Source organism: Telluria sp. GW821-FHT07G12, from assembly GCF_059418525.1.
Map to the genome: position 1 here is coordinate 921,165 of NZ_JBWKQA010000002.1, position 18,733 is coordinate 939,897.

The window sequence follows — 18,733 nt, forward strand, 5'->3', positions numbered from 1 at the left end:
ATGAGATGAAAGACGTAAAAGTAGAAGTGCGTGTGAATGTCGGGGTCGATGCGGCGAGCGTCGTTTTATTGATTGCTTCCGCCGCGGCGGCGCTCTTCATGTACAAGGAGCACAAGCGCGAAAAGCTGGCCTCAAATGCCTCCTAGCACCGCAAAAGCGATACCGACCCCCACCGGCTGGCTGATGGTGCTGACCGAAGGCGACGATCTGTTTGCCGAGCTGGTGTCGCTGGCGCACCACCGCAATATTCCCAGCGCCAGCTTTAGCGGCTTCGGCTTTGCCGGCTCGGTGACCTTCGGCTTTTTCGACTTCGACAAGCGGGATTACAAGCCGAAGCGCTATGAAGACCGCGAGATGACGGGGATTACCGGCACACTGGCCTGGAAGGACGGCAAGCCGTCGGTGCACGCGCACGGCGTGGGCGGCGGCAGCGATTTTTCGGTGGCCGGCGGCCATTTGCTCGCCTTGATCGTCGGTCGCGGATCCCTGGAAGTCACCATTTCCGTGCACGACAGGCAGCTGGAGCGGCGGCAGGACCCGGCAATCGGGGCGAATATCCTGCGGTTGTGAACCCCAAGGTGGGGCCAGTGCGGCCCGAAGCTTATTGCCCGACGCAAATCACCTTGGTCAGGTAGTCCTTCGCATTGCCCTTTTTCTGCTGCGCCCACTGGACGACTTCCTGTGCCTCGGCGACCGTCATGATGGTCGCCTTTTCCTTGTTCCTGATAAAGGAAACGCCTTCGAACTTGCCTTCCTTGCTGCGCATGACTTTGGCAAATACAGGGGCGGCTTTGCCGTCGTCGACAAGCTTGTTCTGTTGGACGAGGTAGCGCTGATCGTTGGTTTCCATGCGGTGGTTCTGTTCATTGTGGATCGAGGCGACATTGTACCTGCACCGCATCGGTGACATAAACCCTTGATCCGACTATAATTTCCGCCTTTCGCACCATCTGCACGAAGGCCGCCATGTCCCTCCTCGCCCACCAGCTCGAACTGCTGTCCCCTGCCAAAACCGCCGAGATCGGCCGCGAAGCCATCCTGCACGGCGCGGACGCGGTGTACATCGGCGGCCCGGCCTTTGGCGCCCGCCACAATGCCAGCAATCCGCTGGAGGACATCGCGGCCCTGGTCGAGTTCGCGCACCGCTACCGCTCGCGCATCTTCGTGACCATGAACACCATCATGCACGACGCCGAGCTCGAGACCGCGCGCCAGCAGATCTGGGACCTGTACAACGCCGGCGTCGACGCCCTGATCATCCAGGACATGGGCCTGCTCGAGATGGACCTGCCGCCGATCCAGATGCACGCCTCGACCCAGTGCGACATCCGCACGGTCGAGAAGGCTCGTTTTCTCTCCCAGGTCGGCTTCTCGCAGCTGGTGCTGGCGCGCGAGCTGACCATCGAGCAGATCAGGGCGGTGCGGGCCCAGGTCGACACGCCCCTCGAATACTTCATCCACGGCGCCCTGTGTGTGGCCTTCTCGGGCCAGTGCTATATCTCGCACGCCGACAATGGCCGTAGCGCCAACCGTGGCGACTGCTCGCAGGCCTGCCGCCTGCCCTACACGCTGTCGGACGGCCAGGGCCGCGTGGTCGCCTTCGAAAAGCACCTGCTGTCGATGAAGGACAACGACCAGAGCCGCAACCTGGAAGCCCTGATCGACGCCGGCATCCGCTCCTTCAAGATCGAGGGCCGCTACAAGGACATGGGCTATGTGAAGAACATCACCGCCCACTACCGCCTGCTGCTGGACGAGATCCTGGAACGCCGTCCGGAACTGGCGCGCGCGTCGAGCGGCCATACCAATGTCCTGTTCACGCCGGACGTCGACAAGAACTTCCACCGCGGCCACACCGATTATTTCGCCACGGGCCGCAAGGAAACCATCGGCGCCTTCGATTCGCCGAAGTACGTGGGCGTCGAGCTGGGCACCGTCGCGCGCATCGGCGGCGACAACTTCGACCTGGTCACCAATGCACCGATGGCGAACGGCGACGGCCTGAACTACATGCACAAGCGCGAAACCGTCGGTATCCAGGCGAATACGGTGCAGAAGATCGGCGAAGACGCCGAAGGCCAGCGCTGGCGCGTGTTCCCGAACGAGCCGGTGTCGAGCCTGGCCGGCCTCAAGGTCGGCACCTCGGTCAGCCGCAACCGCGACCACCAGTGGGAGTCCGCGCTGACCAAGAAATCGTCGGAGCGCCGCGTGGCGGTCTACCTGAAGCTGGTCGAGATCGAAGGCGGCCTGCGCCTCTCGGTGAGCGACGAGGATGGCATCGAAAGCCACGCCGACGCGGCGATCGCTTTCCAGCCGGCCCAGCAGGCGGAACAGGCCGAAGCCGGCCTGCGCACCAGCCTGGGCAAGCTGGGCAACACCATGTTCGAAGCGCGCGGCATCGAGCTCCAGCTGTCGCGGCCCTGGTTCGTGCCGTCCAGCGCCATCAATGCGCTGCGCCGCGACGCCATCGCCGCCCACGAAGCAGCGCGCCTGGCGAGCTGGGAGCGTCCGGAACGCGCAGCGGCGGCCGAGCCGCCAGCGGTGTACCCGGAAGCCCAGCTCAGCTACCTGGCCAACGTCTACAACGAAAAGGCGCGCGCCTTCTACACCAAACACGGCGTGCAGCTGATCGCCGCGGCCTACGAGGCGCACGAGGAGCCGGGCGAAGTCTCGCTGATGATCACCAAGCACTGCCTGCGTTTCTCCTTCAACCTGTGCCCGAAGCAGGCCAAAGGTGTGCAAGGCGTGCAGGGCCAGGTCCGCGCGGAACCGATGACCCTGGTCAACGGCGACGAGCGCTACACGCTGAAGTTCGACTGCAAGCCCTGCGAGATGCACATCATCGGCGCGATGAAGCCGCATATCCTGAACTCGCCGCCGCCTTCCGCCATCCCCTACAGCCCGCTGGTCTTCCACAAGACGCGTCCGCGCGCCTGAACAGGGGCCTAGCGCTCATGCGGCCACACTGATCAACTCCGTGTGGCCGAAACCCTTCGAATAGTCGATCACCGACACCATCTGCGGCCGGATCCGCAGGAAGGCGACCTCGTGTCCCATGTCCGGTCCGACCCACTCGGCCACGGCCGGGAAGCGCCGCTCCAGGCAGGCCGCCGCCCGGGCAATCTCCACCGGGTCCTCCAGCAGCTCGGCGATGGCGCTCATCGACAGCCCGCGGATCTCGCGCCAGTCCTGGTAAGGCAGGTTGATCGTCAGCGACACCTTATCGCAGCCGCGAATGTTCTCCGCCTTCTGGCTGTTCCTGCCGATGCCGGCGTAGATCGCCATGTCCTGGTGCGCGAAGCTGACCGTGGTCGCCTGCGGATAGCCATCCGGCCGGATGGTCGCCAGGGTCATGTCCGGCGCCATGTCCAGCACCTGCAGGACGAAGTCGTTCTGTATCTTATCCATCACACACCTCCTGCCCGTCGGGGCCGCCGAACGTTTATGCGCCTGTAACTTTCGGGTACCAGAATAACGGATCGCGACATCGGAATATTCATGCCTTCCCACTCTGTAAACACAGAGTGTATCGTCCGCCACTGTTCAGAAACGCACGGCATAATATTGCAAAAAAGCCAATTGCAGGAATGTTATTTCCAAGAAGCTATTGAACGGCATGTAGTCCTACAAGTAGTTACAATTTTTAAGCAAAGTTTTGCCAGATTTAGTGTGTACGTAATTACTTTACTGGCCCCCTGTCTTATCTGGAGGATCGATGGCACTCAAACGCCTGCTTTGCATCGCCCCCGGCCATGTTGATATCGACGTACTGCTACGCGACACCATGCCGGATTGGGAAATCTGCAGCGTCACAAGCCTGGCTGAAGCCGGGCGCGAACTACGAAACAATCATTTTCTCGTCGGCCTGCTGATGCATGACCGCGACCAGCAGCGTGCAGCCGATCTCGACATATTCCTGCGCCGCCATGGCAACATGCAGTGGGTAGGCGTGTTCAGTCCGCGCGACCTCGAATCGACGGGCTATCGCGATATCGTGGTCGAGCATCTCTGCGACTACCATACCTCGCCCGTCGATCCAATCCGCCTGTCTCACACGCTGGGCCACGCGCATGGCTGGGCAATGCTGAAGCGCCGACGCCAGCAGCTGACCGACCATGCACAGGCCGACTCTCCACTGATCGGACATTGCGATGCGATTGTGCGACTGCGTGCCCAGATCGATCGCGTCGCCAAGGTCGCGGCGCCTGTCCTGATCTGGGGCGAGAGCGGCAGCGGCAAGGAGCTGACGGCGCAAGCGATCCACGCCGGTTCGGAGCGCTCCACCGGGCCCTTCGTGCCCATCAACTGCGGCGCCATCTCCCCTACCCTGATCCACTCCGAGCTGTTCGGCTACGAGCGCGGCGCCTTTACGGGCGCCACCCGCGGCAAGGCGGGCCTGATCGAATCGGCCGACGGCGGCACCCTGTTCCTCGACGAGATCGGGGACCTGCCCAAGGACCTGCAGGCGAACCTGCTGCGCTTCCTGCAGGAGAAGACCATCTGTCGCCTGGGCAGCACGCGCAGTATCCGGGTCGACGTGCGCGTGATCGCCGCCTCCCATGTACAACTTCAGCAGGCCGTCAACAAGGGCGACTTCCGTGAAGACCTGTATTACCGCCTTGCTGTGCTGCCGGTAACTGTGCCGCCGCTGCGCGAGCGGCGCGAGGACATCGTGGCGCTGGCCGAGCACTTCTTCCAGCTGTATGCGAGCGAAAAAGCGCCGCGGCTGAAGGGCTTTTCCGACCGCGCGGTCGCCGCCATCCTCGATCATGACTGGCCGGGAAACGTGCGTGAACTGATCAACCGGGTGCGGCGCGCAATGGTGATGTCCGATGGACGCCTGATCGCGCCCGAAGATCTTGGTCTGGCGCGCGGGATCCCGGCGCCGATCTCCGCGGCCCTGGAAGACACCCGGGCACGCACTGAACGGAGCGCCCTGCGCGACTGTCTCGAACGCAGCGGCCAGAACGTCAGCCGTGCGGCGCGGGACCTGGGAGTCTCGCGTACCACGATGTACCGACTTCTGAGCAAACACAACATGCGTCCCTGAGGCCTTAACAGCTGTAACAAGGTGTGACACTGTGTCCAGCTTCCTCGGTGCGTTGCCAGACACAAGTGAACAGAGTTGTACCAGAGTTGAAACAGTTCTTCGGCAAATTCGGCAAATTCTGCCGGAGAACTTCTGACGGTGTCGTAGGACGAGACGGACAAAGTCAACAAAAACAAGCACTTAGCAAACTCATCTATGTAGCTGGCATTGGTTGTGCAATAGACAAAAGTGTCGGCGCTACAGCCGACCTATCACCAACCAATACCCAGAGGGGAAATCGAATGAACAAGACTTTGCTCGTAACCGCCATCTCGCTCGCTTTCTCGCTGAGCGCATCGGCCGCAGACGACATCACGGCCCGCGGCGGTAGCACCGTCACGTCGAACCGCAACATGACGACTACCAACACGTCTACCGACAGCGGCAACAACAGCAGCATGAACTCGTCGAACAACGACAACAGCACCACCCGTACCAACAGCAGCATGAACTCGTCGAACAACGACAACAGCAACAACAGCACGAACACGAGCAATGCGAACGACAACAGCAACCGCAGCAACAGCAGCATGAATTCGTCGAACAACGACAACAGCACCACCCGCACCAACAGCAGCATGAACTCGTCGAACAACGACAACAGCACCACCCGTACCAGCACCCGTACCAGCACCGACAACAGCAACCGCAGCACCAACGACAGCAACAACACCGCAACGACCAATACGACCACGAACACCGACAACAGCAACCGCAGCACCAACGACAGCAACAACACTGCAACGACCAACACCGACAGCAGCAACAACAGCACCAACCGTACCAACACCACCACCACGAATCGCAACTCGGGCAACACCACCACCCGCGATTCGAACAACGACAACAGCGACCGCAGCGTCACCACGACCAACACCGACAGCAGCAACCGCAGCACCAACACCACCAACACCGACAACCGTGATCAGAGCACCGGCAAGAACGGCACCTCGACGGCGTCGGGCGTCGGCGCTGCCGCTTCCAACAACGGCAACGCTACCTCGAACCTGTCGAACGCCTACAACACCTCGACCGCCAGCGCGATCTCGCGCCTGAACGGTAACGTGTCGGGCAATACGATCTCGGGCATCGGCAACGTCGCCAACAACAGCGGCAGTGCAAACGGCGCCGGCGGTAATGGCGGTGCGGGCGCCCAAGGCTCGGCTGGTGGCGTGACTGCCACCAGCGGCGCGGGTGCAGCTGGCGCCGGGGCGAACGGCGCAGCAGGCGCAGCCGGCGGCATGGCCAGCAACGGCTCGGCCAATGCGGGCGGCGCCACCTCGGGCGGCTCGACCTCCGGCATGGGCGGCGCAGGCGGCAGCAGCGCCGCATCGACCACCGGCGCAGGCGGCTCGGGCGGCTCGGGCGGCTTCGGCGGCGCCGGCGGCTCCGGTGCAGCCGGCGGCGGCTCGACTGCCAACGGCGGCTACGGCGGCGCCAGCGGTGCGGGCGGCGCAGCTTCGGGTGGCAACGGCGGCTACGCCGGCGGCAACTCGGGTGGCAACGGCGGCTATGCCGGCGGCGCCTGGGCTGGTGATGGCGGCAACGGAGGCCGTACCGGCATGGCAACCGGCGGCGCCGGCGGCGCCGGCGGCTCGGGTGCGGCAGGCGGCGCAGGTGGCATGGCCGGCTCGGGCGGTGCTGGCGGCTTCGCCGGCGCGGGTGGCTCGGCAGGCAACGCCGGCGCCTCGACCGGCGACAACGGTGCTTCGAACGGCGCAACCCGTTCCGGCGGCGGCTGGGCTTCGACCGGCGCCGGCGGCGCATCGGGCGGTAGCGATGCCACTCCAGGTACCGGCGGCGCAAGCGGCACCGCTACCGGCGGTTCGAACACCGCCACCGGCGGTGCAGTGACCACCGGCGCCAACACCTCCACCGCAGGCACCACCACCGGTGGCGCAGCAGGCACCGGCGGCGCCGGCGCGGCTGGCGGCGCAGGCGGTGCTGGCGCAGCGGGCGGCGCGGGTGCAGCGGGCGGCGCAGGCTCCTCGGCCACCAACACCGCAGGCGCAGGCGCAGCTGGCGGCAACGCTGCCGCCGGCACCGGCGGCGCAGGTTCCGGCCACACCAGCACCGGCGGCGCCGGCGCGGGCAACACTGCGGGCACTTCGGGTGCAGGCGGCGCAGGCGCCTCCGGCACGTCGACTGCAGGCGCAGGCGGCGCGGGTGCGGCAGGCGGCGCAGGTGCAGCCGGCGGTAACGGCGCAGCGAGCGGCTCGGCTTCGAACACCGCGGGCACTGGCGGCGCAGGCGGCTCGTCGACCTCCGGTTCGGCAACCGGCGGTGCCGCGACCAACGGTGGCTCGACTGCAGGCGCAGGCGGCGCAGGCGGCGCAGGCGGCACCAGCACTGGCGGCCGTGGCGGCGACCTGGCTGCCATCACCACCGGCTACGGCGCCAATGGCGCGGGCGGTGCAGGTGCCGGCGGCAACGGCGGCTCGAACAGCGTCAATGCCGGCACCTTCAACATGTCCAACACCATGTCCGGCGCTGGCCAGAACGCGGCAGGCATCATGGTGATCAGCCAGAACACCGGCATCTCTTCTCTGGTCCAGCAAAGTGTCAACGTCCAGAGCAACATGAACGTCGGCGGCCAGTAATCCTGGCTTAGGTGAAACGAAAGCCGCGCCCTCGGGCGCGGTTTTCGCGGACCGGAAGTAGAAGAGCAAACGGGGGTAAAGAATGCAGCAATCATTCAACCAGGGAGTCGCCAGGCGCTTGTGCAGCATCGCTGTGCTTGCGCTGATGGCGTCTCCGGCCTGGGCCGGACCGGCCGAGGCTCAGGCCAGCCAGTCAGGGGCGGTCCAGCAGCCGGCGAAGCAGGAAGCTCAGGCAGCGGCAGTCCCGGCCAAGTCCGGCCTCAGCCTCGATTTCGGGCCGGCGGCCGACCTCGGCAAGCTCGAACAGTCACGCGGCGGCACCGAAACCAAGAACGACATGAAGCTGGACGGTGTCGTGACGGGTAACAGCGCCACCAATGTCAGCACCGGCGCCAACATGATCGACAACGGTGCTTTTTCGAACATGTCGGGGATCCCGGTGGTAATCCAGAACAGCGGTGCAAACGTGCTGATCCAGAGCGCCACCATCATCAATGTGCAATTCAAATGAACCGTAGCACCCCGCATCTGCTGACTGCGCTGCTGTGCGCAGTCATGGGCGCCACCTGCGCGAAGGCAGCCGACCTGCCGATCGTGGGCGGCGCCCGTTTTAACGTTCCCGTACACAGCCTCAAGGAACTGAAGTTCGTTTCCACCACCCGCCAGCAGTACGATTTCAGCTGCGGCTCGGCCGCGCTGGCGACCCTGCTGACCCACCATTACGGCTATCCGATCAGCGAGACCGTCGCCTTCCAGGCCATGTGGGAGCAAGGCGACCAGCAGAAGATCCGCCGCGAAGGCTTTTCGCTGCTCGACATGCAGCGCTACCTGGCCTCGATCGGCTTCAAGGCCGACGGCTTCCGTCAGCCCATCGACAAGCTGGTCGACGCCAGGGTGCCGGCCATCGTGCTGATCTCCGAAAAAGGCTACAACCACTTCGTCGTCGTCAAAGGCGCGGAAAACGGCCGCATCCTGCTGGGCGACCCATCCAGCGGCACCCGCGCGATCACGCGCGAACAATTCGAATCCATCTGGCCGAGCCGGCTGCTGTTCGTGATCCACGAAGCGCCGAGCCAGCCCCAGTTCAATCTCACCGCCGACTGGCGTGCCGCACCACGCGCGCCGCTGGGCGACGCGGTGGCGCGAACCGGCATCGATTACATGGGCCTGCCGAAACTGGGCCCCACCGATTTCTAGAGGAGATACCATGCGCCTCACCCTCAATATCTGCCTCCTCCTGGCCAGCGCCGCAGCGGCCGGCCAGGGATGGGCGGACGCCCCCGTCGCCGGCTTCGACCCCGCGCAGGCGGTCGAGCCGGCCGCGCTGGCCGAACTGCGCGGCGGCTTCGAGATCCCGGGCGGGATCGCCGTCTCGCTGGGCATCGACCGCATCGTCACCATCAACGGCAACGTGGTCGAGCGCAGCCAGCTCAACCTGGGCGACCTCGGCACCCTCACCAGCGGCATGTCGAAAGTGTCCGCCGACACCGCCGGCCAGGTCCGCCTGATCCAGAACGGCCTGGCCGGCGGCAACCTCCAGCTCGGCCGCGACGTACTGGGCGGAACCATCATCCAGAACAGCCTGAACGACCAGCTGATCAACAACCAGACCATCATCAATGCCAGCGTGAATGCGCGTGGAATGTTGCAGAACATGAATTTCCAGTCCACGCTCAACAACGCCTTAAACACTGCCGTCACAGGAAGGTGACGGCTCAACCGGAGAAAAAAAATATGCCTAAGATTCCAGCGCTGTCCTTCGCGATTGGCGTTAGCCTAGTCCTGGCGGCATTCCCCGCCGGCGCGCAGTCGCCCGATCTATTGGAACAGCTGAAGATCATGCGACAACAGCTGGAAGAACAACGTGCACGCGTGGACGAGCTGGAGCGCCAGTTGCGCGCCAGCGGCGTCGCAGCACCGTCGCAGCTGGACACTCTGCGCGGGACCGGCCCGGTTCCGGTGGCCGACGCCGGGCAGCAGATGGACAACGGCGGCGCCCCGCGTCCGTCGCCGCAACCTATCAACCCGGGCAACACCGTCGGCCGTCCGCCGAGCGCCGAAAGCCGCGCGCCGCAGGTGGCGCCGATCTTCGAAAGCCCGGGCGTGCTGACGCCGCGCGGCAAGCTGGTGTTCGAACCCTCGATCCAGTACGGCTACTCGTCCAGCAACCGGGTGGCGCTGATCGGCTACACGGTGATCCCTGCGCTCCTGATCGGCCTGCTCGACGTCCGCGAGGTCAAGCGCAACACGACCACCGGCGCCGCCACCTTCCGCTACGGCTTCGACAACCGCCTCGAGCTGGAAGCCAAGATCCCCTACACCTACCGCAGCGACGCCACCGTCAGCCGCGAGCTGTTCACCGGCACCGCCACCGAGCGCGCCTTCAACACCAGCGGCCAGGGCATCGGCGACGTCGAACTGGGCTGGCGCTACCAGCTGAACGAAGGCGGCGTCGAGAAGCCGTATTTCATTGGCGGCTTCCGCTTCAAGTCGCGCACTGGCCGCGACCCGTTCCAGGTGGTGACCGACTGCCAGACCCGCTGCGTGGGCGAGAACGTCACCGGCACCGGCCTGCCGCTGGACCTGCCCACCGGTTCCGGCTTCTACTCGGTGCAGCCGAGCCTGACCTGGCTGATGCCGTCCGACCCGGCCATCTTCTTCGGCAGCTTCAGCTACACCCACAACTTCAAGCGCGGCAACGTCTACCGCACCGTGCTGAACGGCGAAAAAGAATTCCTGGGCGACGTGAAGCCCGGCGACGTGTTCGGCTTCAACTTCGGCATGGGCCTGGCGCTGAACGAGAAGGCCTCGTTCAGTATCGGCTACGACCACAACTCGGTGGCCCGCACCCGCCAGGGCGGCCAGGTGGTGCCAGGCTCGGTGCGGATGCAGCTGGGCACCCTGCTGCTGGGCTACTCCTACCGCCTGAACGACAAGCGCACGCTCAACGTGTCGGTCGGCGCCGGTCTCACCCGCGATACCCCGGACGTGACCCTGATGGTCCGGATGCCATTTTCGTTCTGAACGCTCCAGGAACGGCAACGGCGCGCCGCCCTCTCGGGCTGGCGCGCCGTTTTTTTATGCACACAGACGTCAGATGTAGTAGACCAGCGCGGCCAGGCCGACGATCAGCAGCACCTTGGTCGCCTTGTAGGCGGTCTTGTTCCAGGCCTTGTAGCGGCGGCGGTACTGGCCCATCACGTGCGAAATGCGGAACAGCTTGCTCACCAGGCCGGTCTGGTCGCCGGACTCGTTGGGCGAAGCGGCGGCGGTCATCATGGTGCGGCCCAGCCAGCGGTTGACCGCCTGCGCCCAGCGGTAGCGCAGCGGGCGCTCGACATCGCAGAACAGGATCACGCGGTCCTGGCCGCTAGTGTTCTCGGCCCAGTGGATGAAGGTTTCGTCGAAGATCACGCCCTGGCCGTCGCGCCAGCTGTAGCGCTGGCCGTCGACTTCGATGAAGCAGCGGTCGTCGTTCGGCGTGGCCAGGCCCAGGTGGTAGCGCATCGAGCCGGCGAAGGGGTCGCGGTGCGGGTTCAGTTTCGCGCCCGGCGGCAGCTCGGCAAACATGGCCGCCTTCACCGACGGGATGCCCTGCAGAAGCGCATAGGTTTTCGGGCACAGGCGCTCGGCCGACGGGTGGCTGGCGTCGTACCACTTCAGGTAGAAGCGCTTCCAGCCGGTCTTGAAGAAAGAATTGAAGCCGGCGTCGTTGTTCTCTTCGGAGGCCTTGATCTTCTGCAGCGCCACCAGGTTCAGGGCTTCTTCGCGGATGACTTCCCAGTTCTGCTGCAAGACATCGAGCTCGGGGAATTCGCGGACCGGGATGTAGGGCGTGCTCGGCACCCGGGAAAACAGGTGCATGAAGATATTAATCGGGGCCATGAACGACGAATGGTCGAACAGCTGGCGGCCGAACGGCAGCCGGACCTTGCCGCGGAAATGAATATGCAGGACCGAAAGGATGAGAAAACCCACGACTGCCCACTTCATTACGCCTCCACGTGCACCTGACTAAACGGAGCGCAAGGATACCATAGGCATGACGATGCGTCCGACAACCTGCTCGCCAAGGGCGAGACGGTTGGCGGACGCCGACAATTTGTCGCGGGCGTACTACGGGATCAGTGCATGGTCGAGGTTACGGCATAGCCTTTTTCGGCCAGCTGGCCGCTCAGGTTCCGGATGTCGTAATCGTCGATCTGCTGGGCGTCGTCGTCCACCTCGACAGCGCGGGCTTCGACTTCCCAGTCGGTATTAGTGGCTTCCTCGGGGATGTTGCGGGTTTCGGGCACCGCCAGGTACGAGAACTTGCCGTCCTGTTCGGCTCTGCGGTAAATATCCAGGCGCATAGTCGTTTCCTTTCTAAACATGGCTGATGGATTCAAGCCATCAGTATGCCCACGTTAGGCGAAGGGCGGAGCACGGTCTGTTAACGGACGCACACGTCCGCCGTTTCAGCGTCCCGGCGAGGCGCCGAGCACCCGCGCCGGCAGCATCACGATGGCGCGCAGCAGCTCGAAGACGGCTTCCACGCCGATGCCAACCAGGCGGAACGGCAGCAGGATGAGCCACACCAGTGGATACATGAACAGCGCCAGCAAGGCGATGGGCCAGCACAGGAACAGCAAGACCAACCAGGCGAGGAATCCGAGCATTGTTCGCTCCTTCAAGGAGATGTTCGTCGATGCTGTGACTGTAATGACAAGTGGGTGTTGCGGCAATCGTCATGCGATAAATGGCAGCACGCCGGGATGGACGGGGCAAATGCGGGGATGAACGGCGCCGGGATGCTAAACTTCGGATGTTGTTGAACGAGAAAGCCGAATGCGACTCCGCCCTTTCCTTCCTGCTATCCTGATGGTATCCACCTGCGCGATCGTCCACGCCGAGGACCGCAGCAGCGTGGCCACCCGTTACGGCGCCGTCAGCGTCATTCCCGCCAGCGAAGCGCGCAGCGCCCTGCTATTCAAGGGCCAGCCCATCGCCCGCATGAACGGCGATGCAGGCCTGAGCAGGCTGGCGATCCGCGCCGACCACGACTACGTACTGGCGGACGCCAAGCTGCCGGAGCCGGACTGCCGTCATGAGTTCGTCCTGCTGGAAGTCGGTGCGGAGGGGACGCCGGCGGTCTCCAGCCCCTTCGGCAAGTGCATGACGCTGTTCGGTGCGCGCCTGCAGGATGGGAATGCGGTGGTGCAGCTGGCGGAAGCGGTGGCCGGAGGCCAGGGAGCGCCGCGCATCCACGAATTCGGCTTTGCCGGCGGCAAGCTGCAGGAGCTGCCGGGCGTACTGGATGCTTGCGAGGCCAGCGTGCGGGCCGCTGGCAGCGTGGCCGTGGCGCTCACGCCGGATGAAGCCAACAAGACCGTGGGCGGCAGCGGGCGCGCCTATTTCCACTCCGCGCCGCTGGAGGCCTGCCGCACGCCCAAGGTATTCCTGGTGCCGGGCGACCGGGTCCGCGCCAGCCGCGAGACCGGCGACTTCGTCGAGATCGAATACCGCCACCCGAAGAGCGGCCAGGTATCCACGGGATGGCTGAGGCGGGACCGATTGCTCGATCCCGCCCAGTAAGCGCCTCAGGCGTAGGCGGCGGCCGCAGCCTGCTCGCGCACGGCTTCTTCTTCGAAGCGCGCGACCAGCTCGGTGCGGATCGAGGCTTCCAGCGAGGGGATCGAGCCGCCGCAACGGTAGGCGAAGCTGACCTGGATTACGTCGCCGGCCTGCACGTCCATCGGCTGCGCCAGCGGCAGCATCATGTAGTGATTCAGCCAGTCGATGGTGGCGCCCTGCTCTTCGATAATCGACAGCACGTTCTTGGTGATGAAGCGCAGCGCGTTCAGGCGGCCGGTCTTTTCGATCAGGAAGCGGCCTTCCCAGGCGACGTTCATGTCGGTGGGCTGGCTGAAGTCCATGATGCTGTACACGGCCGGCTGGGCCAGCTCGACGGTGCCCGGCTCGATCACGTTGGTCGCCTGGAACTGCACGATCGGTGCGTGGAAGCCTTCGAAATCGTATTCCTGCTGCAGGGGCTGGACCGCCATGATCACGGCTTCCGGCAGGAACACCGGCAGCGGACCGCCGAAGCGCGCCAGGTAGCGGCGCTTGAAGGATTCCATCATCTCGACCTGCTTTTCGCGCAGCATGCCGACATGGATCATCTCGCAGATGACGATGTCGACCGGTTCCGGCGGCAGGTATTCGAAGGCGTCGGCGTGAACTACCTCGACCTTGTGGCCGTTCTCGTTCATGGCCAGGAACTTGCGGGCTTCACGCACCATGTCCGGGTTGAACTCGACGCAATAGACCTTGTCGGCGGCCTGCGCTGCGAAGAACGACAGCACGCCGGTACCGCCGCCCAGTTCCAGGACCTTGGCGCCCGGCTTGACGGCGTGGAAAATCGCCGACTTGAAGCTGTGCATGCGATTCTGGTCCATGAGCATGTTGTGGTGGTAATGGACCGGGATGAACTGCCCCAGATAGCAGCTCTCGATTTCGCGTTCGTTCAGCATGTTGTTCCTCGTTGTCAGCTCCGCGGTCCCGCCGGCGCCATGGTTGATTGCATGGAAGCATTATCTGCAACGAGGAAACATTTTGATGCGTGGAGCTGATGGGGATTTCCGCGCCAATTTGCGGCTTGAATCAGCGCGTCGCTTTTGCCCGGTCCGCGATCTGGCCGGCGGTCAGGCCTTCGCTGTTCGTCAGTTTCGGGTTGGCGCCCTGCGCCGTGAGGAAGGCGACCATGTCCGGATGCCCTTCGCGCGCCGCCATCATCAGCGGGGTGTAGCTGCCGCTGGCGGGCGGCGAGACCGCGTCGACGCTGGCGCCGCGCTTGATCAGCAGCCGCGCCACATCTTCGTCGCCGCTGGCGGCCGCATAGTGCAGCGGGGTCCAGCCCGTCCGGTTGACGGAGGCGCCGCGTGCGACCAGGGCTTCGGCGGCGGCGCGGTTGCGCTTGAAGGCGGCCATCATTAGGGCCGTGTTGCCGTTCATGGCGGTGGCGTCCAGCTGGATGCCGGGATGGTCGAGCAGCGCCTGCAGCACCCGCATCGAACCCTCGCGCGCCGCGATCACCAGCGCCGGTTCGCCGCCGATGGGATTCTGCTGGTTCGGGTCGACGCCCGCCGCCAGCAGCGACTTGACGGTGGCGGCGTCATCCATTGCAACGGCGCGGAAGAAATCCGCGGTTTGCTCGGGCGTAGCGGCCAGCGCGGCGGTTCCAGGGAAGGCCGTCAGTACCATCGCTGCAAGGACGGCCCGGCCGGTCAGACGAAGAAAACCGCGACGCTGCATCATGTTTACTCCCTGGGTACGTTGAACAGCTTGTAGAAGTTGTCGGTGGTGCGCTCGGCGACTTCGCGCAGCGGCACGTCCTTGAGCGTGGCGATGTACTCTGCCACGTGGGGCACGAAGCCCGGTTCGTTCATTTTCCCACGGTAGGGCACGGGCGCGAGATACGGCGAATCGGTTTCGATCAAGATGCGATCCAGCGGAAGTGCTTTGGCCACCGCCTGCAAGTCTTTTGCACTCTTGAAGGTGACGATGCCGGAGAAAGAGATGTAAAAACCCATCTCGATCGCGGCCAGCGCCACCTCCAGCGATTCCGTAAAGCAGTGCATCACGCCGGCCACGCCGCCCTTGTCGACCGCCGCGCCCTCTTCCTGCAGGATGCGGATCGTGTCTGCGCTGGCCGAGCGGGTGTGGATGATCAGCGGCTTGCGGGTCGCGCGCGAGGCGCGGATGTGAGTGCGGAAACGCTCGCGCTGCCACTCGAGGTCGCCCTCGAGGCGGTAATAGTCGAGGCCGGTCTCGCCGATGGCGACGATCTTCGGATGGTCGGCCAGGCGCACCAGGTCCTCGACGCTGGGCTCGGGCGTGTCTTCGTAGTCCGGGTGGACGCCGACCGAGGCGTAGATATGCGGATACTGCTCGGCCAGGGCGAGCACGCTGGGGAATTCCGGCAGGTTGACGGACACGCACAGCGCCTTGTCGACCTTGTTCTCGGCCATCTTGGCGAGAATCTCGGGCATGCGGGCGGCCAGCTCCGGGAAATTGATATGGCAATGTGAATCGATGTACATGCCCTCATTGTACGCGAGAGCCGTCCGCAGGCGTTTTCGGCGCCCATTTTGAACGCCGGTGCAAATGTGACAAATCGTTGCACCGCTGGGCGTGCCGCGCTTCGCGGCGTAACATGCATATCGGTAACGCACGGTTGCCGAAGTCCGAAAGTATCGATGAAGCTCAGCCTGAAAACCGGCGCCGCGCTCGCGTTCTGTGCGGCCGTCGCCCTCGCCCCCTTTCCCGTCCTCGCCCAGTCCGTCCCAGCCGCCATCCGCAGCCTGGCGGTCCAGGCCGCGCAGTCCCCCGTAGCGATCCCGGGTCCCTACGACGAACGGGGCTGGCTCGAGCGTTTCTATGGCCCGCGCAAGTATGCGCCGGCCTGGAATCCACAGACTGCGGCGGCCGCGCTGTGGGTGCTGCGCCAGGCCAGGCTGCAGGGCCTGGACCCCGCCGACTACGGCTCCGACGCCTTGCAGCAGCAACTGGCGGCAGGAAAAGCCGACCCGGCCCGCTTCGACGTCGCCCTGACGGCGGCGATGCTCCACTACCTGGCCGACCTGCGCGTCGGCCGCGTGCGCTCCGAATATCACTCGCGCCTGCCGGACCCGCGCCTGCGCCAGTACGACCCGGTCGAGCGTTTGCGCGCCGGGCTTGCCGCCGGCAGGCTGCAGGCCGCGGTGCAGGCGGCCGAGCCGCAGATCGTGCAGTACGCGAAGGTCAAGGCGGCGCTGGCGCAATACCGCGCACTGTCCGCCAAGCCCTGGCCCGCGCTGCCGCTCCCCGAGGGCAAGCTGAAGGCAGGCGACGCCTATCCCGAAGCGAAAGCGCTGTTCGAGCGACTGGTGCTGCTGGGCGACCTGCCGGCCGACACACCGCCTCCAGCGGAAGGACAGTATGGCGAAGCGATGCAGGATGGCGTGCGCCGCTTCCAGGCCCGTCACGGACTGACGGACGACGGCGTGCTGGGCCGCGCTACCGTCGCCGCGCTCAACGTGCCCGCCGGCCAGCGCGTGCGGCAGCTCGAACTCGCGCTCGAACGCCTGCGCTGGCTACCGGATGTCGGCCGCGGCCCCATGATCGTGGTGAACCTGCCCCTGTACCGCCTGTGGGCGATGCAGAATGGCGGCGACGAGCCGCCGCTCGAGATGCGGGTCGTGGTCGGCGCCGCGCTGGCGACGGAGACCCCGCTGTTCGTTGGCCAGATGCGCTACCTGGAATTCAATCCCTACTGGAACGTTCCGCACAGCATAGTCGAGAAGGAAATCCTGCCCAAGCTGAAGAGCAACCCTGCCTACCTGGCGCAAAAGGACATGGAGACCGTGCCGCCGGCCGCGAGCGTGGCCGAGCTCCAGGCAGGCCGGGCGCGGGTGCGACAGCGCCCGGGGCCGAAGAACGCACTCGGGGCGATCAAGTTCGCCATGCCGAATTCGATGGATATTTATTTGCATTCGACCTCCGCGCCCGAATTGTTCCAGCGCAGCCGACGCGACTTGTCGCATGGCTGCATACGCGTCGAGCATCCGGCTGCCCTCGCCCAGTTCGTGCTCGGCCGCCAGCCCAAGTGGAACGCCGACGCCATCCAGGACGCGCTACAACCGGGGCCGACCCGCCATGTCGACCTGGCCCGCGCGGTGCCCGTCGTGATCTTCTACGCCACGGCCGCCGTCGACAGCGACGGCAGCGCCCGCTTCGCCGCCGACATCTATGGGCGCGATGCGAAGCTCGAGCGCGAACTGGCGGCGCGCCGCAGCAAGCTTGTTACGAAAAAGAGCTAAACAGCGGCACCTGGCGCTCGGTTAGGGGACGTGGAGAGCGGAATATGCTTCACTGTCGCCATGAAAACATTCCACGCTTTATTTGCACGCCTACTCGCGGTTGCACTCCTGCTCGGCATGGGCCCGGCGTCGGCGGCGCCCACGGCGGCTTTCAATGTCGCCACCTATAACCTGCGCTACAACAATCCCGGCGACGGCCCGAATGCCTGGCCGGCGCGCAAGGAGATGGTCAAAGCGCTGATCCGCTATCACGAGTTCGACATCTTTGGCACGCAGGAAGGACTGAGCGACCAGATCGCCGACCTGGCGCAGATGGAAGAATTCGGCCACGTCGGCGTCGGCCGCGACGATGGCAAGGACGCCGGCGAACATTCGGCCATCTTTTACCGCAAGAGCCGGTTTGCGCTGTTGGGCAAGGGCGACTTCTGGCTCAGCGAGACCCCGGACCGCCCCTCCTTCGGCTGGGATGCGAAGTGCTGCCATCGCCTGGCGTCCTGGGCGCGCCTGAAAGACCTCGCCAGCGGGCGCACGCTGTTCGTCTTCTCGGTCCACTTCGACCATGAAGGCGAAGTCGCGCGCCGTGAATCGGCAAAACTACTGCTGCGCAAGATTGCCGAGATCAGCCGCGGCGAAGCGGCCATCTGCGTCGGCGATTTCAACTCGACCCCGGAAACGGTGCAGATCCAGGCCATGTCGGCGGCGATGCGCGACGCCTTCCGGGTCACCAAGGCACCGCCCTACGGTCCGAAGGGTACTTTCAACGACTTCCACCTGGACGCGCCCATGCGTGACCGCATCGACTACATCTTCGTCGACCGCCATGTCGAGGTGCTGAAATATGCAGTGCTGAGCGATTCGCTGGACCGGCGCTATCCCTCCGACCATCATCCGGTGGTCGCGCGCGTGGTGTTCAGGTAGACAAGTAGAGCGCCACGGGAAACGCCTCTATGCGAAACTCGGTCACAACGAGATTTCAGCAAGGAGCGTTCCATGAGCAACAAACAGCAGTCAAGCGAACAGCAGACCCAGCCTCAGGCCGGGAGCCAGCAAGGGGCGGAGCAGTCGGCACAGTCACAGCAGCAGGCGCAGCCGGACAAGCATCCGGATTTCGATGCGCTGGCCAACAAGAAGCCGGAAGAGCTGACGCCGGAAGAACTCCGGCTGATGGCGGATACGATGCCCGGCGAAGGACCCGGGGACTGAAG

At 64.9% G+C, this 18,733-nt stretch carries 21 protein-coding genes; 13 read left to right on the forward strand and 8 right to left on the reverse strand.

Going from position 1 to position 18,733, the window contains the following annotated elements:
- Nucleotides 1-5 precede the first annotated feature (5 nt).
- Both AC07PE_RS12115 and AC07PE_RS12120 read left to right on the forward strand, forming a co-directional pair.
- The gene (locus AC07PE_RS12115) at nucleotides 6-146 is read left to right on the forward strand and encodes a hypothetical protein (RefSeq protein WP_498764586.1); all 141 of its coding nucleotides are present in this window, start codon (nucleotides 6-8) and stop codon (nucleotides 144-146) included.
- A gap of 37 nt (nucleotides 147-183) precedes the next feature.
- Nucleotides 184-570, forward strand: a complete 387-nt coding sequence (locus AC07PE_RS12120) for a PPC domain-containing DNA-binding protein (RefSeq protein WP_498764589.1) — start codon at nucleotides 184-186, stop codon at nucleotides 568-570.
- A gap of 31 nt (nucleotides 571-601) precedes the next feature.
- Here AC07PE_RS12120 and AC07PE_RS12125 read toward each other — a convergent pair whose 3' ends face one another.
- On the reverse strand, nucleotides 602-850 hold the full coding sequence (locus AC07PE_RS12125) for a hypothetical protein (RefSeq protein WP_498764591.1): 249 nt from the start codon (nucleotides 848-850) through the stop codon (nucleotides 602-604).
- A 116-nt stretch (nucleotides 851-966) separates the two neighbouring features.
- On the opposite strand from AC07PE_RS12125, the gene AC07PE_RS12130 reads away from it, so the two are divergent.
- Nucleotides 967-2,937 (forward strand): peptidase U32 family protein, encoded by a 1,971-nt coding sequence (locus AC07PE_RS12130; RefSeq protein ID WP_498764593.1) that lies wholly within the window; start codon nucleotides 967-969, stop codon nucleotides 2,935-2,937.
- Between the two features lie 15 nt (nucleotides 2,938-2,952).
- Here the strand turns inward: AC07PE_RS12130 and AC07PE_RS12135 are convergent, their stop codons facing one another.
- Entirely contained in the window at nucleotides 2,953-3,408 is a 456-nt protein-coding gene (locus AC07PE_RS12135) for a pyridoxamine 5'-phosphate oxidase family protein (protein WP_498764595.1), read from the reverse strand.
- A gap of 307 nt (nucleotides 3,409-3,715) precedes the next feature.
- Here AC07PE_RS12135 and AC07PE_RS12140 point away from each other — a divergent pair, with 307 nt between their 5' ends.
- The 6 genes from AC07PE_RS12140 to AC07PE_RS12165 all read left to right on the forward strand — a co-directional run bounded on the left by AC07PE_RS12140 (nucleotide 3,716) and on the right by AC07PE_RS12165 (nucleotide 10,713).
- Nucleotides 3,716-5,050, forward strand: a complete 1,335-nt coding sequence (locus AC07PE_RS12140; protein ID WP_498764597.1) for a sigma-54 dependent transcriptional regulator — start codon at nucleotides 3,716-3,718, stop codon at nucleotides 5,048-5,050.
- A 281-nt stretch (nucleotides 5,051-5,331) separates the two neighbouring features.
- The gene (locus AC07PE_RS12145; protein WP_498764600.1) at nucleotides 5,332-7,689 is read left to right on the forward strand and encodes a hypothetical protein; all 2,358 of its coding nucleotides are present in this window, start codon (nucleotides 5,332-5,334) and stop codon (nucleotides 7,687-7,689) included.
- Between the two features lie 82 nt (nucleotides 7,690-7,771).
- Nucleotides 7,772-8,200: a hypothetical protein gene (locus AC07PE_RS12150; protein WP_498764602.1), complete on the forward strand. Its 429-nt coding sequence runs from the start codon at nucleotides 7,772-7,774 to the stop codon at nucleotides 8,198-8,200.
- Nucleotides 8,201-8,244: 44 nt separating this feature from the next.
- Entirely contained in the window at nucleotides 8,245-8,886 is a 642-nt protein-coding gene (locus AC07PE_RS12155; RefSeq protein WP_498764784.1) for a C39 family peptidase, read from the forward strand.
- 10 nt (nucleotides 8,887-8,896) lie between these two features.
- Nucleotides 8,897-9,400, forward strand: coding sequence for a hypothetical protein (locus AC07PE_RS12160; RefSeq protein WP_498764604.1), 504 nt, complete (start codon nucleotides 8,897-8,899; stop codon nucleotides 9,398-9,400).
- A gap of 23 nt (nucleotides 9,401-9,423) precedes the next feature.
- On the forward strand, nucleotides 9,424-10,713 hold the full coding sequence (locus tag AC07PE_RS12165; RefSeq protein WP_498764606.1) for an acetate kinase: 1,290 nt from the start codon (nucleotides 9,424-9,426) through the stop codon (nucleotides 10,711-10,713).
- Between the two features lie 69 nt (nucleotides 10,714-10,782).
- Here the strand turns inward: AC07PE_RS12165 and lpxO are convergent, their stop codons facing one another.
- The 3 genes from lpxO to AC07PE_RS12180 form a co-directional block, all read right to left on the reverse strand.
- Nucleotides 10,783-11,682 carry a lipid A hydroxylase LpxO gene (gene lpxO / locus AC07PE_RS12170; RefSeq protein ID WP_498764608.1) on the reverse strand — a complete coding sequence of 300 codons (900 nt, stop codon included), beginning with the start codon at nucleotides 11,680-11,682 and terminating at the stop codon, nucleotides 10,783-10,785.
- Between the two features lie 131 nt (nucleotides 11,683-11,813).
- Nucleotides 11,814-12,041 carry a DUF6139 family protein gene (locus tag AC07PE_RS12175; protein ID WP_498764610.1) on the reverse strand — a complete coding sequence of 76 codons (228 nt, stop codon included), beginning with the start codon at nucleotides 12,039-12,041 and terminating at the stop codon, nucleotides 11,814-11,816.
- A 105-nt stretch (nucleotides 12,042-12,146) separates the two neighbouring features.
- Nucleotides 12,147-12,347, reverse strand: a complete 201-nt coding sequence (locus AC07PE_RS12180; RefSeq protein ID WP_498764612.1) for a hypothetical protein — start codon at nucleotides 12,345-12,347, stop codon at nucleotides 12,147-12,149.
- A gap of 202 nt (nucleotides 12,348-12,549) precedes the next feature.
- On the opposite strand from AC07PE_RS12180, the gene AC07PE_RS12185 reads away from it, so the two are divergent.
- On the forward strand, nucleotides 12,550-13,263 hold the full coding sequence (locus tag AC07PE_RS12185; RefSeq protein ID WP_498764614.1) for a hypothetical protein: 714 nt from the start codon (nucleotides 12,550-12,552) through the stop codon (nucleotides 13,261-13,263).
- A gap of 5 nt (nucleotides 13,264-13,268) precedes the next feature.
- Here AC07PE_RS12185 and AC07PE_RS12190 read toward each other — a convergent pair whose 3' ends face one another.
- The 3 genes from AC07PE_RS12190 to AC07PE_RS12200 form a co-directional block, all read right to left on the reverse strand.
- Nucleotides 13,269-14,201, reverse strand: coding sequence for a class I SAM-dependent methyltransferase (locus tag AC07PE_RS12190; protein ID WP_498764616.1), 933 nt, complete (start codon nucleotides 14,199-14,201; stop codon nucleotides 13,269-13,271).
- A 130-nt stretch (nucleotides 14,202-14,331) separates the two neighbouring features.
- The gene (locus AC07PE_RS12195) at nucleotides 14,332-14,985 is read right to left on the reverse strand and encodes an ankyrin repeat domain-containing protein (protein WP_498764618.1); all 654 of its coding nucleotides are present in this window, start codon (nucleotides 14,983-14,985) and stop codon (nucleotides 14,332-14,334) included.
- A gap of 2 nt (nucleotides 14,986-14,987) precedes the next feature.
- Nucleotides 14,988-15,770, reverse strand: a complete 783-nt coding sequence (locus AC07PE_RS12200; protein ID WP_498764620.1) for a TatD family hydrolase — start codon at nucleotides 15,768-15,770, stop codon at nucleotides 14,988-14,990.
- A 156-nt stretch (nucleotides 15,771-15,926) separates the two neighbouring features.
- Here AC07PE_RS12200 and AC07PE_RS12205 point away from each other — a divergent pair, with 156 nt between their 5' ends.
- From AC07PE_RS12205 to AC07PE_RS12215, 3 genes are all read left to right on the forward strand, one after another.
- On the forward strand, nucleotides 15,927-17,528 hold the full coding sequence (locus AC07PE_RS12205; RefSeq protein WP_498764621.1) for a L,D-transpeptidase family protein: 1,602 nt from the start codon (nucleotides 15,927-15,929) through the stop codon (nucleotides 17,526-17,528).
- 60 nt (nucleotides 17,529-17,588) lie between these two features.
- Nucleotides 17,589-18,446 carry an endonuclease/exonuclease/phosphatase family protein gene (locus AC07PE_RS12210; protein WP_498764623.1) on the forward strand — a complete coding sequence of 286 codons (858 nt, stop codon included), beginning with the start codon at nucleotides 17,589-17,591 and terminating at the stop codon, nucleotides 18,444-18,446.
- Between the two features lie 72 nt (nucleotides 18,447-18,518).
- The gene (locus AC07PE_RS12215; RefSeq protein WP_498764625.1) at nucleotides 18,519-18,731 is read left to right on the forward strand and encodes a hypothetical protein; all 213 of its coding nucleotides are present in this window, start codon (nucleotides 18,519-18,521) and stop codon (nucleotides 18,729-18,731) included.
- Nucleotides 18,732-18,733 lie beyond the last annotated feature (2 nt).